This window comes from Paenibacillus sp. FSL E2-8871, assembly GCF_038000345.1.
Taxonomy (GTDB): Bacteria; Bacillota; Bacilli; order Paenibacillales; family Paenibacillaceae; genus Paenibacillus_AQ.
On record NZ_JBBOBV010000001.1, the window covers coordinates 4011706 to 4033892 of the forward strand.

Genomic DNA, 22187 nt, shown 5'->3' on the forward strand with positions numbered 1-22187 from the left:
TTTGCACAAGTTGCTAAAAGATGTTCTAAAACGCAAATTCGTTTCGGTATCCAGTTTTCAAGGATCAAGTCTTACTGAGAGCTTAAACTCTCAAAACTGAGCAACGAGTGAGTAACAGGCCTAAACCTGAGATTTGGAAGTTTAACTTCCGATTTGAATGTCTTCATTGCAGAAGACGATTCTCCATAGAAAGGAGGTGATCCAGCCGCACCTTCCGATACGGCTACCTTGTTACGACTTCACCCCAATCATCTACCCCACCTTCGGCGGCTGGCTCCCTTGCGGGTTACCCCACCGACTTCGGGTGTTGTAAACTCTCGTGGTGTGACGGGCGGTGTGTACAAGACCCGGGAACGTATTCACCGCGGCATGCTGATCCGCGATTACTAGCAATTCCGACTTCATGCAGGCGAGTTGCAGCCTGCAATCCGAACTGAGACCGGCTTTGATGGGATTGGCTTCACCTCGCGGTTTCGCTTCCCGTTGTACCGGCCATTGTAGTACGTGTGTAGCCCAGGTCATAAGGGGCATGATGATTTGACGTCATCCCCACCTTCCTCCGGTTTGTCACCGGCAGTCACTCTAGAGTGCCCAGCTTAACCTGCTGGCAACTAAAGTTAAGGGTTGCGCTCGTTGCGGGACTTAACCCAACATCTCACGACACGAGCTGACGACAACCATGCACCACCTGTCTCCTCTGTCCCGAAGGCCGCCACTATCTCTAGTGGATTCAGAGGGATGTCAAGACCTGGTAAGGTTCTTCGCGTTGCTTCGAATTAAACCACATACTCCACTGCTTGTGCGGGTCCCCGTCAATTCCTTTGAGTTTCAGTCTTGCGACCGTACTCCCCAGGCGGAGTGCTTACTGTGTTAACTTCGGCACCAAGGGTATCGAAACCCCTAACACCTAGCACTCATCGTTTACGGCGTGGACTACCAGGGTATCTAATCCTGTTTGCTCCCCACGCTTTCGCGCCTCAGCGTCAGTTACAGCCCAGAAAGTCGCCTTCGCCACTGGTGTTCCTCCACATATCTACGCATTTCACCGCTACACGTGGAATTCCACTTTCCTCTTCTGTACTCAAGTCACCCAGTTTCCAGTGCGACCTCAGGTTGAGCCCAAGGTTTAAACACCAGACTTAAATGACCGCCTGCGCGCGCTTTACGCCCAATAATTCCGGACAACGCTTGCCCCCTACGTATTACCGCGGCTGCTGGCACGTAGTTAGCCGGGGCTTTCTTCTCAGGTACCGTCACTCCGATAGCAGTTACTCTACCGGACGTTCTTCCCTGGCAACAGAGCTTTACGATCCGAAAACCTTCATCACTCACGCGGCGTTGCTCCGTCAGACTTTCGTCCATTGCGGAAGATTCCCTACTGCTGCCTCCCGTAGGAGTCTGGGCCGTGTCTCAGTCCCAGTGTGGCCGTTCACCCTCTCAGGTCGGCTACGCATCGTCGCCTTGGTGGGCCGTTACCCCACCAACTAGCTAATGCGCCGCAGGCCCATCCCTCAGTGACAGATTGCTCCGTCTTTCATTCTTCCTTCAGGAGAAAAAAGAAATTATCCGGTATTAGCTACCGTTTCCGGTAGTTATCCCAGTCTAAGGGGCAGGTTGCCTACGTGTTACTCACCCGTCCGCCGCTAAGTTATTTTGAAAGCAAGCTTTCAAAATAACTCCGCTCGACTTGCATGTATTAGGCACGCCGCCAGCGTTCGTCCTGAGCCAGGATCAAACTCTCCAATTAGTATTGAAAAGAGCGATATGCTCATTTTGAAACTGACGATTCATTAAATGAATCTTTTAAAAATTAACGCGTTCCATTTGTTCAGTTTTCAAAGAACTTGCTCCCAGCATTTCGACATCGACTGTCTCTTGCACAGGAATTAGAGTATATCATGTTGTCATATTTCTTGTCAACTTATTTTTTCATCGTTTGTGTTTCATTTGTTCGATGCGTCATAAGCACAAGAGATAATATACCATGCTGTTCTTATGTTTGCAAGCTTTTTTTGAAATAAAAATAATCTACGAATAAATACTTTCAAACTAGCACAAACCAACACAAATTGTTTCCAATAATCCTTAATTTATGGCTAAATAGAATTTATCGTAATCCCATATATTAACTTCTAATAATACGTATGAGAGGAGTCTAAATGAAAAAAAATCCATCTAGTGCTGCGACCCAAACAAACACCAAGGACAAGGAGCAGCGTAATCTGCAGCAAGCAACAATCTATAAGATTTTGCTGGCTGTCAGCTTTGTTCATTTATTTAACGATTCTATTCAGGCAGTCATCCCTGCAATCTTTCCTATTCTCAAAGATAACTTGATGCTCTCCTTCGCTCAGATTGGGTGGATCTCCTTTGCCTTAAACATGACGTCCTCCGTTATCCAACCAGTCATTGGGTATGCGGCTGATCGTAAGCCTCGTCCTATATTGTTACCACTGGGTATGTGCAGCACATTTCTAGGCGTACTTTTATTGGCTTATGCCAGCAACTATATTCTTGTATTGTTTTCCGTCATGCTGATCGGTTTCGGATCTGCTACCTTTCATCCCGAAGGCATGCGTGTTGCTCATATGGCTGCCGGTCAGCGGAAAGGTCTTTCGCAATCTATTTTTCAAGTCGGCGGCAATGCCGGACAATCTTTAGGACCAATGCTCACGAAATGGATATTCATTCCCTTTGGGCAGATCGGCGCTCTTGGCTTCACTATCGTTGCGGCTGCCGGAATTGCCGTACAGACCTATGTCGCTCGCTGGTATCGAGAGATGCTGGATGCGGGATATACGTTTCATAAAAAATCAACAGCTCGTGCAATCGATCCTGCCCGACGCAAAAGTATTCGAACGGCAACAATCATCCTCGTTTTCCTAGTCTTTGTTAGATCTTGGTACGGCGCTTCTATCGGTAGTTACTACGCTTTCTATTTAATGGACAAATATCAAATGACGCTTGATAAGGCCCAAATCTATATTTTTATGTATCTGGCAGCTGGAGCTGTCGGTACATTCTTTGGAGGCCCACTGGCAGACCGCTTCGGACGGCGTAATCTCATTCTTCTCTCTATGGTCGGAACAGTGCCCTTCGCACTGGCTCTACCCTTCTTGAACCAAATGTGGGCAGCTATACTCCTGCTGATTGGCGGCTTCATCCTTTTGTCCAGCTTCTCTGTTACTGTAATCTATGCTCAGATGCTTTATCCAGGCAATATCGGAACAGTTTCAGGGTTAATCACTGGTCTTGCTTTTGGGCTCGGAGGAATTGGCTCCTTGGTACTCGGCAATCTGATTGACAGCATTGGAATTTCAAAAGTGTTTATAGCTTGTGGATTCCTACCTCTTTTGGGTTTCCTTGCTCTCCTGCTTCCTAGAGACGAGAAACTAGAAGAATGGGCCGCTCAATAAACATCAGTAACATCAGTAACCACTTAACGCCTTACTCATGACTGTAGAAAATAGAGCGGCAGCCTTCCCGCTGCCCTCTGTCATATAATTATCCTTATTTGTACGATCAAACCCCATCCACACTGCAGCTGTCCATTCCGAAGTATAACCAACAAACCACAAATCCCGGTTAGCTTTCTTGCTTACGCCTGGCAGATCCAATTGGGTTGTTCCGGTTTTCCCCGCTACAGGCCTGTTCATTTGCGCTTTTTTGCCCGTTCCTTCATTGACAACATTACGTAGCATCATCGTCATTGCCTCTGCGGTTCGTTGCGATATTACCTGCCGTGATTCGGAGAGATGTGAATACACAACCTCCCCTTTTGAATCCATTATCGTTCGTACCATATGAGCCTCATTGAATTTACCTCCATTAGCAAAGACACCATAGGCTTGTGTCATTTTAAGTGGAGATACCCCATTATGAAGCCCTCCTAAAGCTATTGATAAATGGTTATCCTCCTCTGTCAGTACAATTCCTAATTTGGCTGCAAATTGCTGTGCAGAAGAGATTCCAACCTGCTTCAAAAGCCAAACAGCTGGCGCATTCACGGATTTTTGCAGCGCTCTACTCATTGTGATTTGACCTTGATACACACCGTTCAAATTCTCAGGTACATAGTTTCCATAAGCGTATTTGCGATCAGAAAGTATGCTATTCGGGCTAAACTTCCCGCTCTCTAGCGCGGGTCCATAATCAATGATCGGCTTGAAGCTGGAGCCTGGCTGCCGCGCATCAATTGTAGCTCTGTTCAAGCTCCCCTCATTTTGTTCACGCCCACCAATTAGTGCCACCACTTCACCTGTACGATGATCCATTATGGTCATAGCTGCTTCTACCTGCTGATCTTTTCCGTCAGGCGGGAAAGAAGAACCCTTTAGAAAAGCCTGCTCTAGCGCCTGCTGTGCTTTAATGTTCAACCCTGTAACGATAGTATAGCCACCCGTTCGAAGCTCCTCCACAGACTTCCCAGTGATCTGAGCCGCTTCCTTAAGCGTAGCGTCCACATAATGCACACCAATGACTTCTACTTTGTTCGCAGCGGGAGGTTGATACTTTTTATCTCTGGCCTCAAGCATTTGTTCTTTAGTAATCAGTCCTTGATCTAACATAATCTGTAGAACGAGATTCCTTCTTGTTTTGGATAATGTACTATTGTCTACCGGATTATAAATAGACGGTCCTTTAGGGATTCCCGCCAAGGTGGCGATTTGCCATATTTCTAGTTTTTTCAAATTGGATACGCCGAAGTAACGCTCCGCAGCTGCCTTTACTCCATATTGTCCACGCCCCATGTAAATCTGATTGAGGTAAAGCCCTAAAATCTCTCGTTTTGATAACTGCCTCTCCAATGCAAGAGCAATGGATGCTTCGTTTAGCTTACGTATGACATTCTTGTTCCTGTTCAAATAAAGATTGCGAGCTAGCTGCTGAGTAATACTACTCCCGCCCTCAGAGAGATCCATATCCACAATATTATTTAGAAAAGCGCGAGAAATCCCTTTATAATCTAATCCCTGGTGGCTATAAAAGCGTCGGTCCTCCACCGCTAAAAACGTATTTATCAATAATGCAGGCATTTCCTCCAGCTCCGCTGAATGTCTATACCCCGAGCCCGGTAAAGGGATCATTCGTAATGTCGTCCCGTCCGAGGTCTTAATGATGCTCGATTCCGGCAGCTGAAGTTTATCCTCTTGCTGTTTAACCACTTGCCCGCCGTATTGAAATACGTAAAGCAAACCCACGAGCGCTATTATTATTCCAATGATACTCCCATCAAATAATAAATATCCCAGACGGAGTATCCGGGTACGCACGATCCATCTGCCATCCTTGCCTGAATGGGCTACACTTTGTTTTTTTTCGGTAACGGCATTCATGATTCTATAATCAGGTTCTCTAAGAACCGCTCCATACTACGGGCTTCAACACTCGCTGCTTCAAGAAGTGCTTGGGCTTCCATCCCATCATCCGTGTTGTCAGCCTCCTCTACCTCACGGAGAGCACGGAGAATTGCCCGAGTTCTTATCAATAAAGCTACAGCTGGTGTGTCCTGCATCGTTTCTGTTGCTACGCCTCTATTCGGAACTTCAATTCTTTGCATGCGATTCAGGTTAGCGGCGATTTGGCCTAATTCTCCTCCAGAGAGAACCTTGATTTCTTTTGTTACTCCCTTGTCTGCTAACTCTGAGCTTCCAATCAGTACCGTGTGCAAATCATCGGCAATTTTCTGTGAACGGAGAATAAACAACCCACTGAAGAATAGAACAAATAGAATTATGACGCTAGGGATTGTTCCAATATGATTAATGGTCCAATGGATAAGACGAACAAAAAAGACGCCTGACTTCCCCGAATAATGAGAATACAGCAAAGCAACAGCCCGCTGGACAGCAAAAAGAAAGGCAGCACTCAAAAGAGCACTCCCTATAAAAATATAAAGATAATGGATGCGAACCGTCCGAAGTTTGTGCATAGTCATTCCCTCCTTGTGCTCACAAGGATATCTTCCAAATCTTAAGAACCCGCCAAGAGTTTTCTTAAGATTCTATGAAGAATGGGAAATAGGTGATAAAATCCGTCCGAAGCGGGGAGCTTTCTACATAAATAACGCCATCGTGGCGTTCGACGATACTTTTGGAAATGGCAAGACCTAGGCCTGAACCGCCTGTATGCTGTGAACGAGACTTCTCTGCTCGATAGAATCGTTCAAAAATAAACGGGATATCGCTCTCTGCAATCATCTCTCCAAAATTGCTAATGCGGACAACCGCTTCATTTCCCCTTTTACTGAAACCAATCTCCACTTTCCCGCCGCTTCTACCGTAACGGATCGCGTTCGTAATCAAATTTTCATAAGCACGAACTAATTCTTTAGGGGAAGCCTCTATCCACAACTCACCAGCTTGGTCATCGATCTCATAGGTCATTTCAGCCTTTGTTAGTTCGGGAACTGACTCCTCCGCTAGCTGCCGTATAAATGCTTTTAAATCTAATCGCTCCATAACCAGAGGGTATTCCCCACTATTTACGCGTGTATATTCAAAAAGATCGTCGATCAGTTTACGCAGCACAAGGGATTTGTTGTAGGCTATGCTCACGTAATATCGTATTTCTACTTCTTCCTGGCATCGATCTTGCTCGATATATTCCAGAAAACCGAAGACAGAGGTAAGGGGGGTTCGTAAATCGTGGGAGACACCCGTGATCAAGTCATTTTTTGCATTCACAGCTTTACGTTCCTCTTCCACAGAGTGCTGCAAACGTTCAGCCATTTCATTAATATTCTCAGCCAGCACTCCCAGCTCGTCCGTGGTTCTGACTTCAATTCGGTGCGACATCCCGGAGCTTGTGATTTCCCGAATTCCTTTGGTAATCTCCTCCAGATACAGTACTATTTTACGAGTATAGATAAAAAAGAACAGCAAAAAGCTGATAATACCAGCTGCGGTCAGCAGTGGCATAGAGCCAATATGATTAATGATCCAGCGTAAGATACGTGAATAGGGAGCCGACTCTGACACTGGATTCAGATAGATCATGAAATTAACGAGCTGGTAACCTGCAAACAGCAGTAATCCACCGGAAAGCACACTAAGCAAAAAGGCGTATATAAACTTCCAACGAATCGTAGTTATATATTTTGAATTCAAGAAGCCTCACCTAATCCTTTCAGGAAGGTCCATCTAATTTATAGCCAACTCCCCAGACGGTTTGTATATAACGGGGGCGCTTCGAATCCACTTCGATTTTATCGCGGAGGTTACGAATATGTACCATAACAGTATTACCCCCATCTAAAAATGGTTCGTTCCACACCTTATCGTATATCTGCTCTAAGCTGAGCACTTGACCTTGGTGCCTTGCCAAAAGTTCTAAAATAGAAAATTCCCGGGGGGTCAGCTTAATCTTCTGCTGGTCTATATGTACCTCATGCTTAGACGTATCTATAGTTAAATCTTCAAAGCTCAGTTTGCTGTCATTCCCTAGGCTATTACTATCTTTATTGAAAGCGTGATAACGACGCAGCTGTGACTTAACTCGTGCCACAATCTCCAAAGGATTAAACGGCTTGCCAACGTAGTCGTCCGCTCCTATGCTAAGTCCTGAGATTTTGTCCATATCCGTATTTTTGGCTGAAAGGATGATAATTGGCATCTTCCGCTCTTCACGGATCTTCATACATGCAGCTAATCCATCCATCTTAGGCATCATGACATCAAGAATAATCAGATCTACTTCTTCCTTCTGCAGACACGCCAGTGCCTCCATCCCATCATAAGCTTTAAGCAGGCGATAGCCCTCATTACAGAGGTATATCGATAACAGCTCTACAATTTCCTTCTCATCATCTACTAACAATATCGTTTCTCTCTTCACAGGAGGGGGTTCCTTTCAAATATAGTAATAATTATCTTTAGCTTCTATATTAGCAGATCCATTGAACGTTTTTCCTCGAAAATAGAAACATGTACTTAAAATCGAACGACAATAAGTAGGTTACGCAAAAAAAGGGTACCCGCTCCACTCGTACTTAAACGAAATGGAACTGGTACCCTTTTAGAATTTAGTAAAAATATGCTTACATCTCCAGCAGTCGAATCAGCTCATCCTCATCCTCGATGACCTGAATGCCCAGCTGCTGTGCTTTGGCCAGTTTACTACCTGCCTTCTCGCCGGCAATAACCAAATCCGTCTTCTTAGATACACTTCCAGACACCTTCGCTCCGAGTGCTTCCAGACGTTCGGCGGCTTCGTCACGTGTAAGCTTTTGTAATGAACCGGTCAACACTACCGTTTTTCCGCTAAAGAAGGAATCCGTGCTAACAGGGCGTGCGGCCTCAGGAGCTTTTGCTTCAACCCCAAGCGCGCGCAACCGAGCAACATTCGCCACAACTATAGGATCTGCGAAGAAGTTAACAATACTCTCGGCGACAATCCCGCCAATGTCTGGCAACTCGGCAAGTTCTTCCGCTTTAGCCTGCATCACAGCATCCAGATCGCGGAAATGATCAGCCAGCATCTTAGTTGTTGCTTTACCTGTGTTAGGGATTCCTAACGCAAAGAGGAATGAGGCGAGATCGCGACCTTTGCTATCCTCTAACGCTTGCAGCAAATTCTGTGCTTTTTTCTCCCCGAAACGGTTCAGCTGTACAAGCTGCTCAAAGGACAATTCATACAGATCCGCAGAATCATGAACATTAAGCTCGTCGTAGAGCTGACCTGCCGTCTTCTCACTAAACGTCTCAATATCCATCGCATCTCGTGAAGCGAAATGGGTGATCCGACTAATAATTTGCGGTCTACAGTTCAGCTTATTATTACAGAAAAGATGCGCACCGCGCATTTCTAGCGGAAATCCACAAGCCGGGCAATCCTCAGGGAAAATAATTTCTCCTCCGTCATTCTCTTCCGTTACCTTGCCGAGAATTTCCGGGATAACATCATTAGAACGCCGAATAAACACTCGTGAGCCTAAGGCGAATTTCAAGTTTTTGCGCTCAATATCGCCCACATTATTTAATGTGCAATTCTGTACGGTAACTCCAGCAAGCTCTACGGCTTCAACACGAGCTAAAGGAGTCACTTTACCTGTACGTCCTACATTCCAGCTAACAGACTCAAGCACGGTCGTTGTTTCTTCAGCTTCAAATTTATAAGCCACTGCCCAGCGAGGGAACTTGTCAGTGTAACCAAGAACTTCACGAATACGGAAATCCGTCAACTTGATCACCGCTCCATCAATGAGGTAATCAAGACTTGAACGACTCTCCTCGATTCCAGCAAGCTGCTCAGTCACATCATCGAAATCATTACAGTAAGTCAGATAAGGATTTACTTTGAATTTGTTATTCCGTAGAAAATCCATCATCTCCTGATGATCGGCGAACTCTACACCTTCTCCAAAACCTACATTATAGAAATATGCATTCAAACGACGTTCTGCAGTAGTCTTCGGGTTTAGATTGCGCAGTGCACCTGCCGCCGCATTACGTGCATTCTTAAGCGGCTCTGCAGCCCGGGTATTATAATCAGCGAGCACAGACAGATTCATAATCCCTTCACCCTGAACCTCAATAACACCTTCTTTAAAAGGAATCGTTAATGGAACAGACTTGATGGTCTTCACCTGTGCAAGTATTCCTTCCCCAATGACACCATTACCACGCGTCGATGCCTGTTCGAGAACACCATTCCGATAGGTTAGATTCAGCGTCAAGCCATCAAACTTCAGTTCTACTGCATAACAAGGATCAGGTAGAGGGTTGCCTGGGTTCTTAAGATTGTACTCATTCACTAAGCGAAGTACCCGCGTATTCCAGCTCCGCAGCTGTTCAATATTCTGCGCTTTATCGAGACTCCAAAGCGGAGCCAGATGCCGATGCGGCGTGAAGCCCTTAAGCAGCTCTCCACCTACACGTTGTGTAGGTGAATCCGGTAGTACGAAGCCACTCTCAGCCTCCAGTGCTACAAGCTTGTCGTATAAAACATCGTATTCCTTATCGCTGACTAGCGGAGCATCCAGCGTATAATAGTGGTAATTATAATTATTTAACTCCGCAACAAGCTCTTCCATCACATGCATAGCATCCATGCAGGTACATCCCTCCGTCAATAAGTTTCCTAATGGTTAGCGTGTTCTAAATATCCGTTCGTTAATCGTTTCCTACTATTATTCCACCCTGGTAATCGGCGCAAACCCTGCAAGCAGTCGTTTTACACCTACTGGTGCCGGAAAAGCAATCTGCAGCTCCGTATCATTCCCGGTGCCCTTTACAGCTACAACGGTGCCAGTGCCCCATTTGCCGTGCGAAACTTTATCACCCGCTTTGTAATCGCCAGCAGCCGCAGCCCCTGCTCCAGTAGCGCGCTGTGCGCCTCCGGAGGTTACGGTCACGCTGCTCTTGCTTGTCGCTGCGGACGCTGTGCTTCCGCTGCCAATCGGCGCCGCACCAGCAACTCCACTTCGGCCGCCGAAGTTCCCACGACTGCCGCCACTGAAGCCGCGTCCGCCGTAAGCACCGCCTACCTCTGAGCCTCCGCGTTGAAAGCGGTCCTGCGTCTTCGCGGTATCTTCTTTCAACTCCTCCGGAATCTCTTCAATGAAGCGGGACGGCTGATTCGCCGTCGTCCGCCCAAAGAGCGTACGCATCCGCGCGCAAGAGAGAAACAATTGTTTCTCGGCGCGGGTGATCCCTACATAAGCAAGCCGGCGTTCCTCTTCGAGCTCATCGTTGTCTTGGAAGGCTCGGCTGTGCGGGAACACGCCTTCTTCCATCCCTACGATAAATACCGTTGGGAACTCCAGACCTTTGGCACTGTGCATCGTCATCAGAACTACAGCGTCACTACGGTCCTCTTCATCATCATTCACACTATCAATATCTGCGATAAGTGCAAGATCCGTGAGGAAGGAGACAAGCGACTTGTCCTCGTTATTCTTTTCAAACTCCATCGTCACGGACAAGAACTCATCGATATTCTCTAGTCGCGAGCGAGATTCGAGAGTGTTTTCATTTTGCAGCTCCAAACGGTACTGCGACATCTCCAGTATTTTTTCCGTCAGTTCTGTTACGGACAAGAACTCCACCATACGGTGCAGAGCTTCAATCATATCGTAGAACTCTACTAGCATATTCCGCGTCCGTCCGGCAAAGCCCAAATCATCTACAGTTTGCAGTACGCGGAAAATAGAAACACCACGCTCACCAGCCGCAGCTGCCAGCTTACCAACCGTTGTATCCCCTAATCCCCGCTTAGGTACATTAATAATACGCGTCAGGCTGATATCATCATCAGGGTTAGACAACAGGCGTAAATAAGCGAGCAGATCTTTGATTTCTTTACGATCATAGAACTTAATCCCACCTACGATTTGATACGGAATATCAGATTTAATTAGAATTTCCTCGATTACCCGTGACTGGGCATTCGTACGATACAGTATCGCATGATTCTGGTAGGCTTGACCCTGTTTCACATTTTTGCTGATTTCTCCGGTTACAAAGTAACCTTCATCATGCTCGGAGTCCGCCCGGTACACCTTAATTTTGGCGCCTTCCTCGGAATCGGTCCACAGTTTCTTCGGCTTACGTCCACTATTGAGTGCGATCACACCATTGGCTGCATTCAGGATATTAGCAGTTGAACGGTAGTTCTGCTCTAGAAGAATGGTCTTCGCTTCTGGATAGTCCTCTTCAAAATTAAGAATGTTCGTAATATCCGCTCCGCGCCAGCGATAAATGGACTGGTCACTATCCCCTACCACGCAAATCCGGTGGTGGCTATCAGCGAGCATACGGCACAACATATACTGCGCTCTGTTCGTATCCTGATACTCATCCACGTGGATGTATTTGAATTTCTTTTGGTAGAAATCAAGGACCTCGGGAACTTCCTTAAACAGTTCGATGGTCTTCATAATCAAATCATCAAAATCAAGCGAGTTATTGCTTCTTAGACGTCTTTGATACATCTTATATACCTTTGCAACTAAGCCTTCAAAATAATCGCCAACCTTCTGCTCATACTGCGCCGGAGTGATCAGCTCATTCTTGGATGCGCTAATGATAGCCTGCACAGCTTTTGGTTCGAATTTCTTCGTATCAATATTCAGTTCCTTCATACAGTTACGTATTACGGATAACTGATCTGTAGAGTCCAGAATGGAAAAGTTGGAGGTAAAACCAATCCGCTCGATATCCTTCCGCAAAATCCGAACACACATAGAGTGAAAGGTGGATACCCAGATATCTCTTCCCTCAGGTCCGACAAGCTTAGATACACGTTCCTGCATTTCCCGCGCGGCTTTATTCGTAAACGTAATCGCCAAAATCGCCCAAGGCGGCGCCTTTCGATTGGCAATCAGCCAGGCAATTCTATGAGTCAACACTCTCGTCTTCCCACTGCCCGCACCAGCCATAATCAAAAGTGGTCCTTCAGTAGTTTCGACAGCCTGTCTTTGTGGAGGATTCAGTCGACTTACTGCGTCTTGTATGCTAATAAGTTGCATGTGTAACATGCTCCTTTCTAAAAATGAAATTACAAATCATTAAGAGCTAAAATCCAAAATTAGCGATTAACCGTTCGAGAACAAGCCACTACGGGTTCGGAGGGTTCTTACGATCGCTGTTAAAGCCCAATTTCTTGATTCCAATAAAAAGATTATCGGTTGAAATAGATCTTTAAAGGCGAACACTGGCGTTTCTCCAGAATCCCTCCGACCCTCCGCTTTGTCCGCACGTCAAGTCTATCTCTAATTTTTGATTGAAAAATCATAAGTAGTCCTAAAACTAACCACTAATTGAACTGTTCTTGTTGAGTCTTCTTCACAGCCGCAACTGTTAGCAGTGCCTGCTGTACATCACTATAAATAATATTGCCGACCACTACTGTATCACATAGAGCTGCTGCCTGCTCGGCTTCCGCCTCACAAGTAATGCCCCCACCATAAAAAAGTTGGGCGTGATCCACCATTTCGCGTACTGTCCGCACAGTCTCCATATCCCCGAACCTACCGCTGTATTCAAGATAAACAATCGGCAGTGACATCAGCCTGTCCGCAACCTGAGCATAAGCAGCCGCTTCTTCAGCATCAATGGCCGTCTCAGCCCCTGTAATCCGTGCAACTGAAGAGTCACTATTCAGCACAATATAACCTTCCGTTAGAAGCGAATCCCATGGAATCATAAATCCATAGCGTTCAATAGCTCGGCGATGATGGCCTACAATCCAAGCTGGATCGGGCGTATTAAGCACCATAGGGATCATATAAAGATCAAATCCGGGAACAGCAGCTTCAAGTTCGGATACCTCAAGTGCACAAGGTAACTCAAACTGTTTTACTCTTGCTAGGAGATCCACTGTATTCTCATAGGTTACTCCTGTTGAGCCCCCTATCAGTATGGCATCCGTGCCAGATAAGCAAACGGCCTCCAAATCCTCATCCGAAATCATCCGGTCAGGGTCTAGCTTAAATACATGCCGCCAAGGTTTGATCATTTGCTGCACTGATTTCATGAGAATCATCCTTAATTGTCATTTGGGCAAGACAAATACACTCCTGCCGCCGCAAAAGATATAGATCTAGTCTATGCCAGCACAGCAGGTGTGTCAATTTAAAGCGAACAAAAATGCGAACATTTTTTCGTATTTTTTAATGGTAAAAAGTAGTCTAAGATTTCAACGTACACCTGAGATGTTAATCAAATCCTCTTCGGGTACAAAATCAGTGTAAAAACCATCCACGCCCATACGGGCCAGTTCCCTAATTTCAGCTTCTTCATTTACTGTATGAACATATACACGAGCGCCAGCCTTCTTCAGCTTTTTAACAAAGCTCTTGGTGGCTCGGCCAACTGGCATGGTAATATCCACACCTGTTTTATTAACAAACTCAATAACTTGTTCATCCGTATCCTTGGATTGGTACAGAGTGTAAAGCAATTCTGGAAAAGAATACACCTTATTGATCTCATCAAGCATCGACTGATTATATATTTGTGGAACAATCCGATCTAATATGGCTGGATCCCGGCGCTGCGCCGCTTCTACCAACAATGTAAATTGTTTATTTATAAGTTCGGGTTTGATTTCTTTCGTATCGGTCACGATATAAGCATCTGGATAATGCTGCATCAGATCAAGCAACTTCTCGACATCGATCGGGGAGTATATATTCAGGATTGGGCTGTCCATGAATTCCTTATAATCTAGTACTACCCCTTGTTTATTAGCAGGAAGAACATCCAACTGACCTAAAAGCTTACTCATGTTGCCTGACCACTCATGCCTACCTACTAGCTGATCATCAGCCGATAATAACAAGTCTACTTCAAATACGCGAGTTCCCTGTGCATAATTAGCAACAAATGCTTCAAAAGCATTGGTGTACGTATGACCGTTAATGCCACCCATGGCATGTGCTATGACCTTGTGAGCTTCAAAGCCGCTTGCAGGCTGTTCATCTTCATTACTAAAAGCGATTACAAGTAACATGATAAGAGCTCCAATTACAATTACAGTAGCAACAATCTTTTTCTTATCCATAGTTGATAGTTTCCTTTGCGAAGTTTAGATTATAAAACAATAGATAAACAATACCCCGCTCTACCATAGGTAGAAACGGGGATCGTATAAAAGTTTAATAAATCCAAAATAGGTGCAGGAATCAATAAGCATTTTTGTTGACGAAGCCGTTGCGAATCGTTTTGAAAATAATTCGAATGTCAAACAGTAAAGACCAGTTCTCGATGTAGAAAATATCGTGATTGATCCGCTCCTCAATGGAAGTGTCACCGCGGAGTCCGTTACTCTGAGCCCAACCTGTAATTCCAGGTCGTACATGGTGCTTAACCATATACTTTGGAATTTCATCACGAAACTGTTCCACATAAAATGGTCGTTCTGGTCTAGGTCCAACCACACTCATATGACCCAGTAACACATTAAAAAATTGCGGAAGCTCATCTAGACTTGTCTTACGGATAAAGGTCCCAAATCTGGTTCTACGAGGATCTTCCCGCGTACTCCAGCCTGTATCCTCTTCACCATCCTGCTGCATCTTCATGGAGCGGAACTTATACATCATAAAATTACGACGGTTCAGACCTACACGTTCCTGCCGGAATATAATTGGTCCCGGAGAGGTCAGTCGGACACCAAGGGCTACGATGAGCATTACAGGAGAGATCATAATAATTGCGAACAAGGAGAACACAATATCAAACAATCGTTTTGCCATCTTATTACCCGTCATATCTAGTGGAATATCACGAACATTAATCATTGGCATGCCTGCAAAGTTATCAAAGTAAGGGCGGGCTGGTAAGTAGTCGAAAAAGTCAGGGATAATCAATGTGCGTACACCTGCTTTTTCACAGGCCGCAATAATTGAAGGATACTTCGAATGCGCATCAAGTGGCAGCGCAAGTATAACCTCATCCACAGGCAGCATCTCTAGCATTCCAGACAACTGGTCAACTGTTCCAAGAATCGGTTTATATCGTTGTTCCTCAATTCCATCCCATGTATGATAGTCATCCAGGAAACCAATCGCTTCGTACCCGAGCTCGGGGTATTGCTCCAGATTGTTATAGAATCTTTTGCCTAGTGTACCTGCGCCTATAATGAGTACGAACTGGCGGTTGAGACCTTTTTCACGTAAAGATTTAAGCATTTTCTTCAACACATAACGGTACAGCATAATGGAAAGAATGTTCAATCCCATGTAAAGAGCTAGATATGTTCGGGAGATATTTATTTCTTTCACGAAAAACATCAGACCGAGCAGGATGAAAATGCCCATAATATGAACTTGGAAAATCTTAATGAACTCATCGACAAACCGTTTCTTACGCTTCGGCAAATACAGCGACAGCAGTATACCGATTAGCACTGCAATTCCGCCATAAATCATACTCCAGTAAGCGTACGACTCTACAGGCAACGGGTTTTCATACTCCATCCAACCACTTCTAAACTTTAGCCACCAGGCTATAAGGAAGGACAGCTGGATGACAAGAAAGTCAGCCACCATATAGAGCTGTGTCAAAAATTTTTGATTACGCCGAATCATAAATTCACCTCAGTATTCTTTTCGTTACGTGCATCTGTTTCATTAACGGATTTAAGACTCTGAGCAGGTGATGGGACTGTCCTAGGAGAAGTTAAGGCATTCCGCAAAAGCGAAAGCGCGAACTTCACACCTACGCCGGCATATACTGTTCCATTTATCATACTGTTGTACTTCTTACTATAATGCTTACGATGAAATAAAATCATTGCCCGGTGGAATTCATAGACGATCTTAAACGGTCTGCGTCTGGCGCTGCCGCCTTTAAGATGCACGATAGAAGTCTTCGGATAATAATAAATCTCCCAACCAGCCTCTTTAATACGATAACACCAATCTAAATCCTCACCGTACATGAAAAACTCTTCATCCAATCCACCCACCTGGTTAATCGTCTCCCGCCGCAGCAGCATAAACGCACCAACCAGACAATCTATCGGGTAATCAAGATCAGGGTCCAGATAACCTAACTGGTAACCGTTAAACCTCGGACGATCCGGAAATAGCTTACTAAATCCAAAAGCATAATAGAACGAAGCAGACGGTGTAGGAAACCCCCGCTTGCAAGCTTTATCTAGCGAGCCATCCGGTAAAATAATCTTGCAACCTGACGCTCCTACATCAGGCCGACTATCCATAAAGGAGATCATCGTCTCTAGCGTATCCTTACGTACCACCGTATCTGAATTTAGCAGCAGCACATACCGTCCGGATGAAGCTTCCATCCCCTGATTATTAGCACAGGCAAAACCGACATTGTCGTTATTTGCGATCAACATTACACCTGGAAACTCTCTACTAATCTTCTCTACCGAATCATCATTGGAATTGTTGTCTATTAAAATAATCTCATAGGAATAGTTCGTTGCAGAGTCATACACCGACCTGAGACAATCCATCGTCAGGCGACACGTGTTGTAATTAACAATAAGTATACTTACATCTACATTCACTGCGTAACGCTCCTGACAAATATAGTAATCTACCGACAATAATTATAACATAAAACCTCCCTGAGAGGAGGTGACGTTTCAGGGAGGTTTTTCCAGATGCGGTTTAGCTTTCGTGTTTCTTTCTCTCTTTTATCGCGGCTTGTATATACTCCCGCTTCTTTTTTAACGCAGGGAGCTGAGTAAAAAAGGACTTCCACGCTGTAATTAACTGTGGCTCTCTCAGAAGCATATAACCATGAGCTGCAATTTCATAGGGGAGAGAAATGAAGATTGTCTTCAGCATAGTTCGAGTCGGTTCATTCTTGTAGATCATTTTGTAGCGGTTAATGTAAGATATTCGTCGGATGAACAACGGCTTAGTGTTACGACCAGACGTTTTCCAGCCACGTTCGTGATACCCGATCGCCTCAGCATCATAATATCCCTGCCAGCCGAATATCTCCGCCCTCCAAGCCACATCCACATCTTCCTTATAGGCAAAAAAGTCTGCATCAAAAAACTCGCCATCAACACTTATGTCGTTGATCATCCGTCGAGAATACATCGCAGCCGCTCCAGATACACCGAATACAGGACCCGATTGCGTCCATTGGTCAGCTGGCTCACCCGCACCGCGATCAAATGCACGGCGTGCTCTGTTCATTCGGAGACCTGTGCTGTCTACCAGCCCATGATCCGCCTTCAGCAAAAGCTTGCCTGTGGCGCTGCCGATCTGTGGATTATTCTCCATCTGTGTGATTAGTCTGGAGATATAGTCTGGAGCCAGCGTAAGGTCAGGGTTAAGGACGAGCACGTAATCTGTATTCGTGGCCGAAATGGCCTGGTTGTGGGCTGGGGCGAAGCCTGTGTTAAGCTCATTCTCCAGAAGGTCAATTGTTGGATATTGCTTTATCTCCCTTGCGGAGTACATAGCTTCATGCCCCACCAAGAATGCAGCGGGTGAGTCCGAGTTAAACTGGTGATAGAACGTTCTGACCTTATCCGCCGAACCATCAGTTGAAGCGTTGTCCACTACGACAATTTTTTTGACCAAATAATCCTGTGCCATTACTGCCTCTATACAATCTATGATGTCGTCAGCACTGTTGTAGGTGACGATATGTACACTTACTGTTTTGTTATTCATGAGTATCCTCGACTTTGTAATTTCTTGTTAACTACACACTCCCTTCTTATTATAACGAAAGAATACAAAAAACTCCCGTATCGTTATAAACGATTTGGGAGTTTCAATTGCTACTATCTTATTCTTTTAGCTCTAAGAGGAAATCTCTCAGGCCCTCACGCCAAGGTCGAATATCCTCAAATCCATTCGTACGTATCGACAAATGCTCCATCACCGAATTCCGAGGACGCGGTGCAGGTCTTGGGAACTGTTCCGTAGCACAAGGTTCAAGCTTTGCGGTGAATTTCAAACCCAAAATATCCTCAGCCTCTGCAAAGATCGCCTGTGTAAATTCAAACCAAGTACATGAGTCGCTATTTGACGCATGGTATACACCATACTTCTCAGTTTGGATAAGCTCAAGCAAGAAATGAGCTAAATCAACTGTATAGGTAGGCGAACCCTTTTGGTCATCGACTACTTGAAGCATTGGCTTTTCTTGACCAAGATTTAGCATTGTTTTGACAAAGTTATTCCCGTATTTACCATATACCCATGATGTGCGTACGATGAAATACTTAGAGGAAAGGGATTGAACTAACACTTCACCCGCACGTTTCGATTTACCATATATACTCTTAGGGTCTGTATTATCATACTCATGGTAAGGCTGTACTCCCAAACCATCAAATACGTAATCCGTACTAATGTACACCAGCTTAGCTCCAGCTTTTTCAGAAGCTAGCGCTACATTTCGACTGCCCATTGCATTAATTAAATAAGCTGCATCGATGTCACTTTCTGCCGCATCTACTGCTGTATGCGCAGCACAATGAATGACAGCATCCGGTCCATACTCACCAATAACCCGGATACACTGATCCAGATCGGTGATATCCATCTCTTGACGGTCGCAGCCCATCACTTGGTGACCATGATGCTGGAGTAGTAAAACAACATCCTGACCCAATTGTCCGGCCGCACCTGTAACAAGTACCTTCAGTTGAGCCATTATAGAGATTCTCCCAAACGATCGCCATATTGTAATTCAGTGTACTTCCGGTATTCCCCAGATTGAATGCGAGTCCACCATTCGCGGTTATTGAGATACCATTGGATGGTTTCTTTAATACCTGTTTCAAACGTATGTTTCGGCTTCCAACCCAGTTCGTTCATAATCTTGGTAGGATCAATTCCATAGCGTCGATCATGACCCGGACGGTCTTGAACATAAGTAATCAGTGAATCAGGTTTGCCAAGTTCCTGCAATACTGTGTTCACGATATGAACATTTGTACGTTCGTTATTGCCACCAATGTTGTATACTTCACCGTTCACGCCTTTGTGGATAACCAAATCAATCGCGCTGCAGTGATCCTCAACATACAACCAGTCACGGATATTCATCCCATCGCCATATACAGGCAACGCTTGATCCGCAAGTGCGCGGGAGATCATAAGCGGAATAAGCTTCTCAGGGAATTGGTACGGGCCATAATTGTTCGAGCAGCGGGTAATGTTCACTGGCAGTCCGAATGTCTCATGGTATGCACGTACAAGCAAGTCGCCACCAGCTTTACTTGCCGAATATGGACTGTTCGGAGTCAAAGGAGTTTCTTCAGTAAACAAACCGGTTGCTCCAAGTGATCCGTATACCTCATCCGTAGAAACCTGAACGAATTTAGTAACGCTATATTTTTTCGCCGCATCCAAAAGTACTTGTGTTCCAAGCACGTTCGTCTTCACAAACACTTCCGGCTCCAAAATACTCCGATCCACATGCGATTCAGCCGCGAAATTTACTACTACATCAACACCTTGGCTAAGCAAAGCACCCATTGCCTGTACATCTGTAATGTCTGCTTTTACGAACTTGTGGTTCGGATGATTTTCAATTGATTTCAAATTCTCCAAATTACCTGCATACGTCAACGCGTCTACGTTAACGATTTGATAATCAGGATGTTGTTGCAGCATGTATAATACAAAGTTGCTGCCGATAAAGCCGGCTCCGCCGGTGATTAGGAGTTTCATTTATAGACCACCTTTTGTTCAATGAAATGTTATGTTTATAATTCGAAGTTAAGTTCCGCGTCCATCAGTACAGGATGACGTTGATCTTTATCCGATAATATCGGACTAGAAGTCGGCCAATCAATACCTAACGCTGGATCATTCCATAATATGCCGCGATCATTCTCAGGGGAATAATATTCGTCCACCTTGTATAACACTTGGGTATTAGGGACCAACGTGCAGAAGCCATGCGCGAAACCTTTAGGTACAAGCAGTTGGCGTTTGTTATATTCGCTAAGAATTACGCCAACCCACTGACCAAATGTTGGTGAATTACGACGGATATCGACGATAACATCGTAAATAGCTCCAGTTAGAACACGGATCAATTTCGTTTGAGCTTTGGGATTCAGTTGGTAATGCAAGCCACGTAATACCCCAACCTCTGCGGAGAGGGATTGGTTATCTTGGATAAACTGATAGTTAACGCCGAGTTTATGCATGATTTCTTCGTTATAGCTTTCCATAAAAAAACCCCGGTTGTCGCCATGGACAACCGGTTCTAGTAGGCTTGCGCCTTGTAACTTCAAAGGAGTGACATTCATTTTGGATCTCCTCCTCGTTTCTATAGTTTTAATTTTCCAAATTCTTCATCAAACATAATATTCCTGGCCAATTCATTGGCTCTGGCTAGTGACGAATGCGTACCCGCATCAGTCCACCAACCGCCTAGAACATCATACGTCAGTTCATTTCTTTTAATATATGCATTATTTACATCTGTTATTTCAAGTTCTCCTCGATTTGAAGGAGTAAGCTTCTTAATAATCTCGAAGACTTTACTATCGAACATGTATATGCCGGTCACCGCAAAACTGCTCTTAGGAATTTGAGGTTTCTCTTCAATGGAAATAATCCTATCGTCTTGCAGTTCTGGCACACCAAATCTCTGCGGATCAGAAACTTTTTGAATCAAAATTTTCGCACCCACAATCTGTGTTTCAAAGTTCTCCACGTATTGCGAAATGTCCTCATCAAATACATTATCACCAAGAATAACTACACATTGATCGGAGCCCACAAACTGTTCTGCCAGCCCCAGTGCCTGAGCGATGCCACCAGCCTCATCTTGGACCTTATAGGTAAATGAAACATGCATCGTACTTCCACTTCCCAGCAAGTTAACCACATCACCCATATGTTCTTTACCAGTAACAATTAAAATATCCCGAATACCGGCCTGTTTGAGCTTATAGATTGCGTGAAATATCATTGGATACTTGCCTACAGGGAGGAGATGTTTGTTGGTCACTTTAGTTAGAGGGTAAAGGCGTGAGCCTGTGCCTCCGGCTAGGATTATGCCTTTCAACTTTTTCCTCCTATTCGTTTAAACAACTGTTATTGTTTAGTTTGATTAATCCGCTATATAACAAGAAGTATAGCCCCCAAAATTATAAGAATTACCCCCATAATTCTTTCACGGGATATTTGTTCGTTTAAAAAAAACTTGGAAATCATCATCGTCCAAATATATGTTACAGATGTTAATGGGTAGACGATCATATAGGGTAGTTTCTTTAGAATTATTATATTTAATAATGCTCCTAATAGATAGAAACATCCTCCTATAAAAAGATTGGTTATAAATAATTTGTTTATTCCAATTGAATATCTCGAAGAGCGCTTAAAAAAAAGTCCACCCATTGCTCCTAGGAGGGTCATACCTAGAATCATAAAAAAATCAGTCACTCTTACCACCACCTACTAAAACCGCACCCACAGCAATAATTATTATTCCTATAGTATGGGTGATGCTAAGAGTTTCATTTAATACAAATACCCCGATGAATACAGAAAATACATACCCAAAACTCAACAAAGGATGTAAGATAGACAGTTCACCATACCTTAAAGCTAGGATCATTAATACCGCCCCAATTACATAAAGTCCAAGACCCATGACTAAAAAGATAAAGTTTTCTCCATCAGAATACTTCCAACTTGCTTGACCAACTGAAGTAATTAATGCAGATAAAATCATTAATATGATTCCGGTTTTAGTTGTCTTTTTTTTCATTTTATG

At 44.6% G+C, this 22187-nt stretch carries 18 protein-coding genes and 1 rRNA gene; 1 reads left to right on the forward strand and 18 read right to left on the reverse strand.

From position 1 onward, the window contains the following. Window positions 1-189: 189 nt before the first annotated feature. Window positions 190-1747: ribosomal RNA gene (locus NYE25_RS18385) — 16S ribosomal RNA — on the reverse strand. A gap of 412 nt (window positions 1748-2159) precedes the next feature. Between NYE25_RS18385 and NYE25_RS18390 the strand changes: the two genes are divergently transcribed. Next, window positions 2160-3416: an MFS transporter gene (locus tag NYE25_RS18390; protein WP_341146525.1), complete on the forward strand. Its 1257-nt coding sequence runs from the start codon at window positions 2160-2162 to the stop codon at window positions 3414-3416. A gap of 12 nt (window positions 3417-3428) precedes the next feature. Here NYE25_RS18390 and NYE25_RS18395 read toward each other — a convergent pair whose 3' ends face one another. The 17 genes from NYE25_RS18395 to NYE25_RS18475 all read right to left on the reverse strand — a co-directional run bounded on the left by NYE25_RS18395 (window position 3429) and on the right by NYE25_RS18475 (window position 22181). Then, entirely contained in the window at window positions 3429-5336 is a 1908-nt protein-coding gene (locus NYE25_RS18395) for a transglycosylase domain-containing protein (RefSeq protein ID WP_341146526.1), read from the reverse strand. Further along, window positions 5333-5932, reverse strand: coding sequence for a hypothetical protein (locus NYE25_RS18400; RefSeq protein ID WP_341146527.1), 600 nt, complete (start codon window positions 5930-5932; stop codon window positions 5333-5335). The genes NYE25_RS18395 and NYE25_RS18400 overlap by 4 nt, the downstream gene beginning before the upstream one ends. A gap of 64 nt (window positions 5933-5996) precedes the next feature. Beyond that, the gene (locus tag NYE25_RS18405; RefSeq protein WP_341146528.1) at window positions 5997-7109 is read right to left on the reverse strand and encodes a sensor histidine kinase; all 1113 of its coding nucleotides are present in this window, start codon (window positions 7107-7109) and stop codon (window positions 5997-5999) included. Window positions 7110-7128: 19 nt separating this feature from the next. Then, the gene (locus NYE25_RS18410; protein WP_076297845.1) at window positions 7129-7836 is read right to left on the reverse strand and encodes a response regulator transcription factor; all 708 of its coding nucleotides are present in this window, start codon (window positions 7834-7836) and stop codon (window positions 7129-7131) included. A gap of 202 nt (window positions 7837-8038) precedes the next feature. Further along, complete coding sequence (gene ligA / locus NYE25_RS18415; protein WP_341146529.1) at window positions 8039-10051, reverse strand: NAD-dependent DNA ligase LigA; 2013 nt, start codon at window positions 10049-10051, stop codon at window positions 8039-8041. Window positions 10052-10129: 78 nt separating this feature from the next. Further along, window positions 10130-12469, reverse strand: a complete 2340-nt coding sequence (gene pcrA, locus NYE25_RS18420; RefSeq protein WP_341146530.1) for a DNA helicase PcrA — start codon at window positions 12467-12469, stop codon at window positions 10130-10132. A gap of 287 nt (window positions 12470-12756) precedes the next feature. After that, entirely contained in the window at window positions 12757-13476 is a 720-nt protein-coding gene (locus tag NYE25_RS18425; RefSeq protein WP_445667137.1) for a heptaprenylglyceryl phosphate synthase, read from the reverse strand. A 162-nt stretch (window positions 13477-13638) separates the two neighbouring features. Beyond that, window positions 13639-14505 carry a phosphatidylinositol-specific phospholipase C/glycerophosphodiester phosphodiesterase family protein gene (locus tag NYE25_RS18430; RefSeq protein WP_341059370.1) on the reverse strand — a complete coding sequence of 289 codons (867 nt, stop codon included), beginning with the start codon at window positions 14503-14505 and terminating at the stop codon, window positions 13639-13641. 121 nt (window positions 14506-14626) lie between these two features. Continuing rightward, a complete protein-coding gene (locus NYE25_RS18435) occupies window positions 14627-16033 on the reverse strand; it encodes an undecaprenyl-phosphate glucose phosphotransferase (protein WP_341146531.1) in 1407 nt (468 codons plus the stop codon). Continuing rightward, complete coding sequence (locus tag NYE25_RS18440; protein WP_445667180.1) at window positions 16030-16929, reverse strand: glycosyltransferase family 2 protein; 900 nt, start codon at window positions 16927-16929, stop codon at window positions 16030-16032. The genes NYE25_RS18435 and NYE25_RS18440 overlap by 4 nt, the downstream gene beginning before the upstream one ends. Before the next feature lie 157 nt (window positions 16930-17086). After that, window positions 17087-18109: a glycosyltransferase family 2 protein gene (locus NYE25_RS18445; RefSeq protein ID WP_341146533.1), complete on the reverse strand. Its 1023-nt coding sequence runs from the start codon at window positions 18107-18109 to the stop codon at window positions 17087-17089. Between the two features lie 118 nt (window positions 18110-18227). After that, entirely contained in the window at window positions 18228-19091 is an 864-nt protein-coding gene (gene rfbD, locus NYE25_RS18450) for a dTDP-4-dehydrorhamnose reductase (protein WP_341147748.1), read from the reverse strand. Window positions 19092-19099: 8 nt separating this feature from the next. Then, on the reverse strand, window positions 19100-20122 hold the full coding sequence (gene rfbB / locus NYE25_RS18455; RefSeq protein ID WP_341146534.1) for a dTDP-glucose 4,6-dehydratase: 1023 nt from the start codon (window positions 20120-20122) through the stop codon (window positions 19100-19102). Window positions 20123-20157: 35 nt separating this feature from the next. Beyond that, window positions 20158-20709 (reverse strand): dTDP-4-dehydrorhamnose 3,5-epimerase, encoded by a 552-nt coding sequence (gene rfbC, locus NYE25_RS18460; protein ID WP_341146535.1) that lies wholly within the window; start codon window positions 20707-20709, stop codon window positions 20158-20160. 20 nt (window positions 20710-20729) lie between these two features. Then, window positions 20730-21473 (reverse strand): sugar phosphate nucleotidyltransferase, encoded by a 744-nt coding sequence (locus NYE25_RS18465; RefSeq protein ID WP_341146536.1) that lies wholly within the window; start codon window positions 21471-21473, stop codon window positions 20730-20732. A 53-nt stretch (window positions 21474-21526) separates the two neighbouring features. Beyond that, the gene (locus NYE25_RS18470; RefSeq protein ID WP_341147749.1) at window positions 21527-21838 is read right to left on the reverse strand and encodes an EamA family transporter; all 312 of its coding nucleotides are present in this window, start codon (window positions 21836-21838) and stop codon (window positions 21527-21529) included. 7 nt (window positions 21839-21845) lie between these two features. Further along, a complete protein-coding gene (locus NYE25_RS18475; RefSeq protein WP_341146537.1) occupies window positions 21846-22181 on the reverse strand; it encodes an EamA family transporter in 336 nt (111 codons plus the stop codon). Between the last annotated feature and the right edge of the window lie 6 nt (window positions 22182-22187).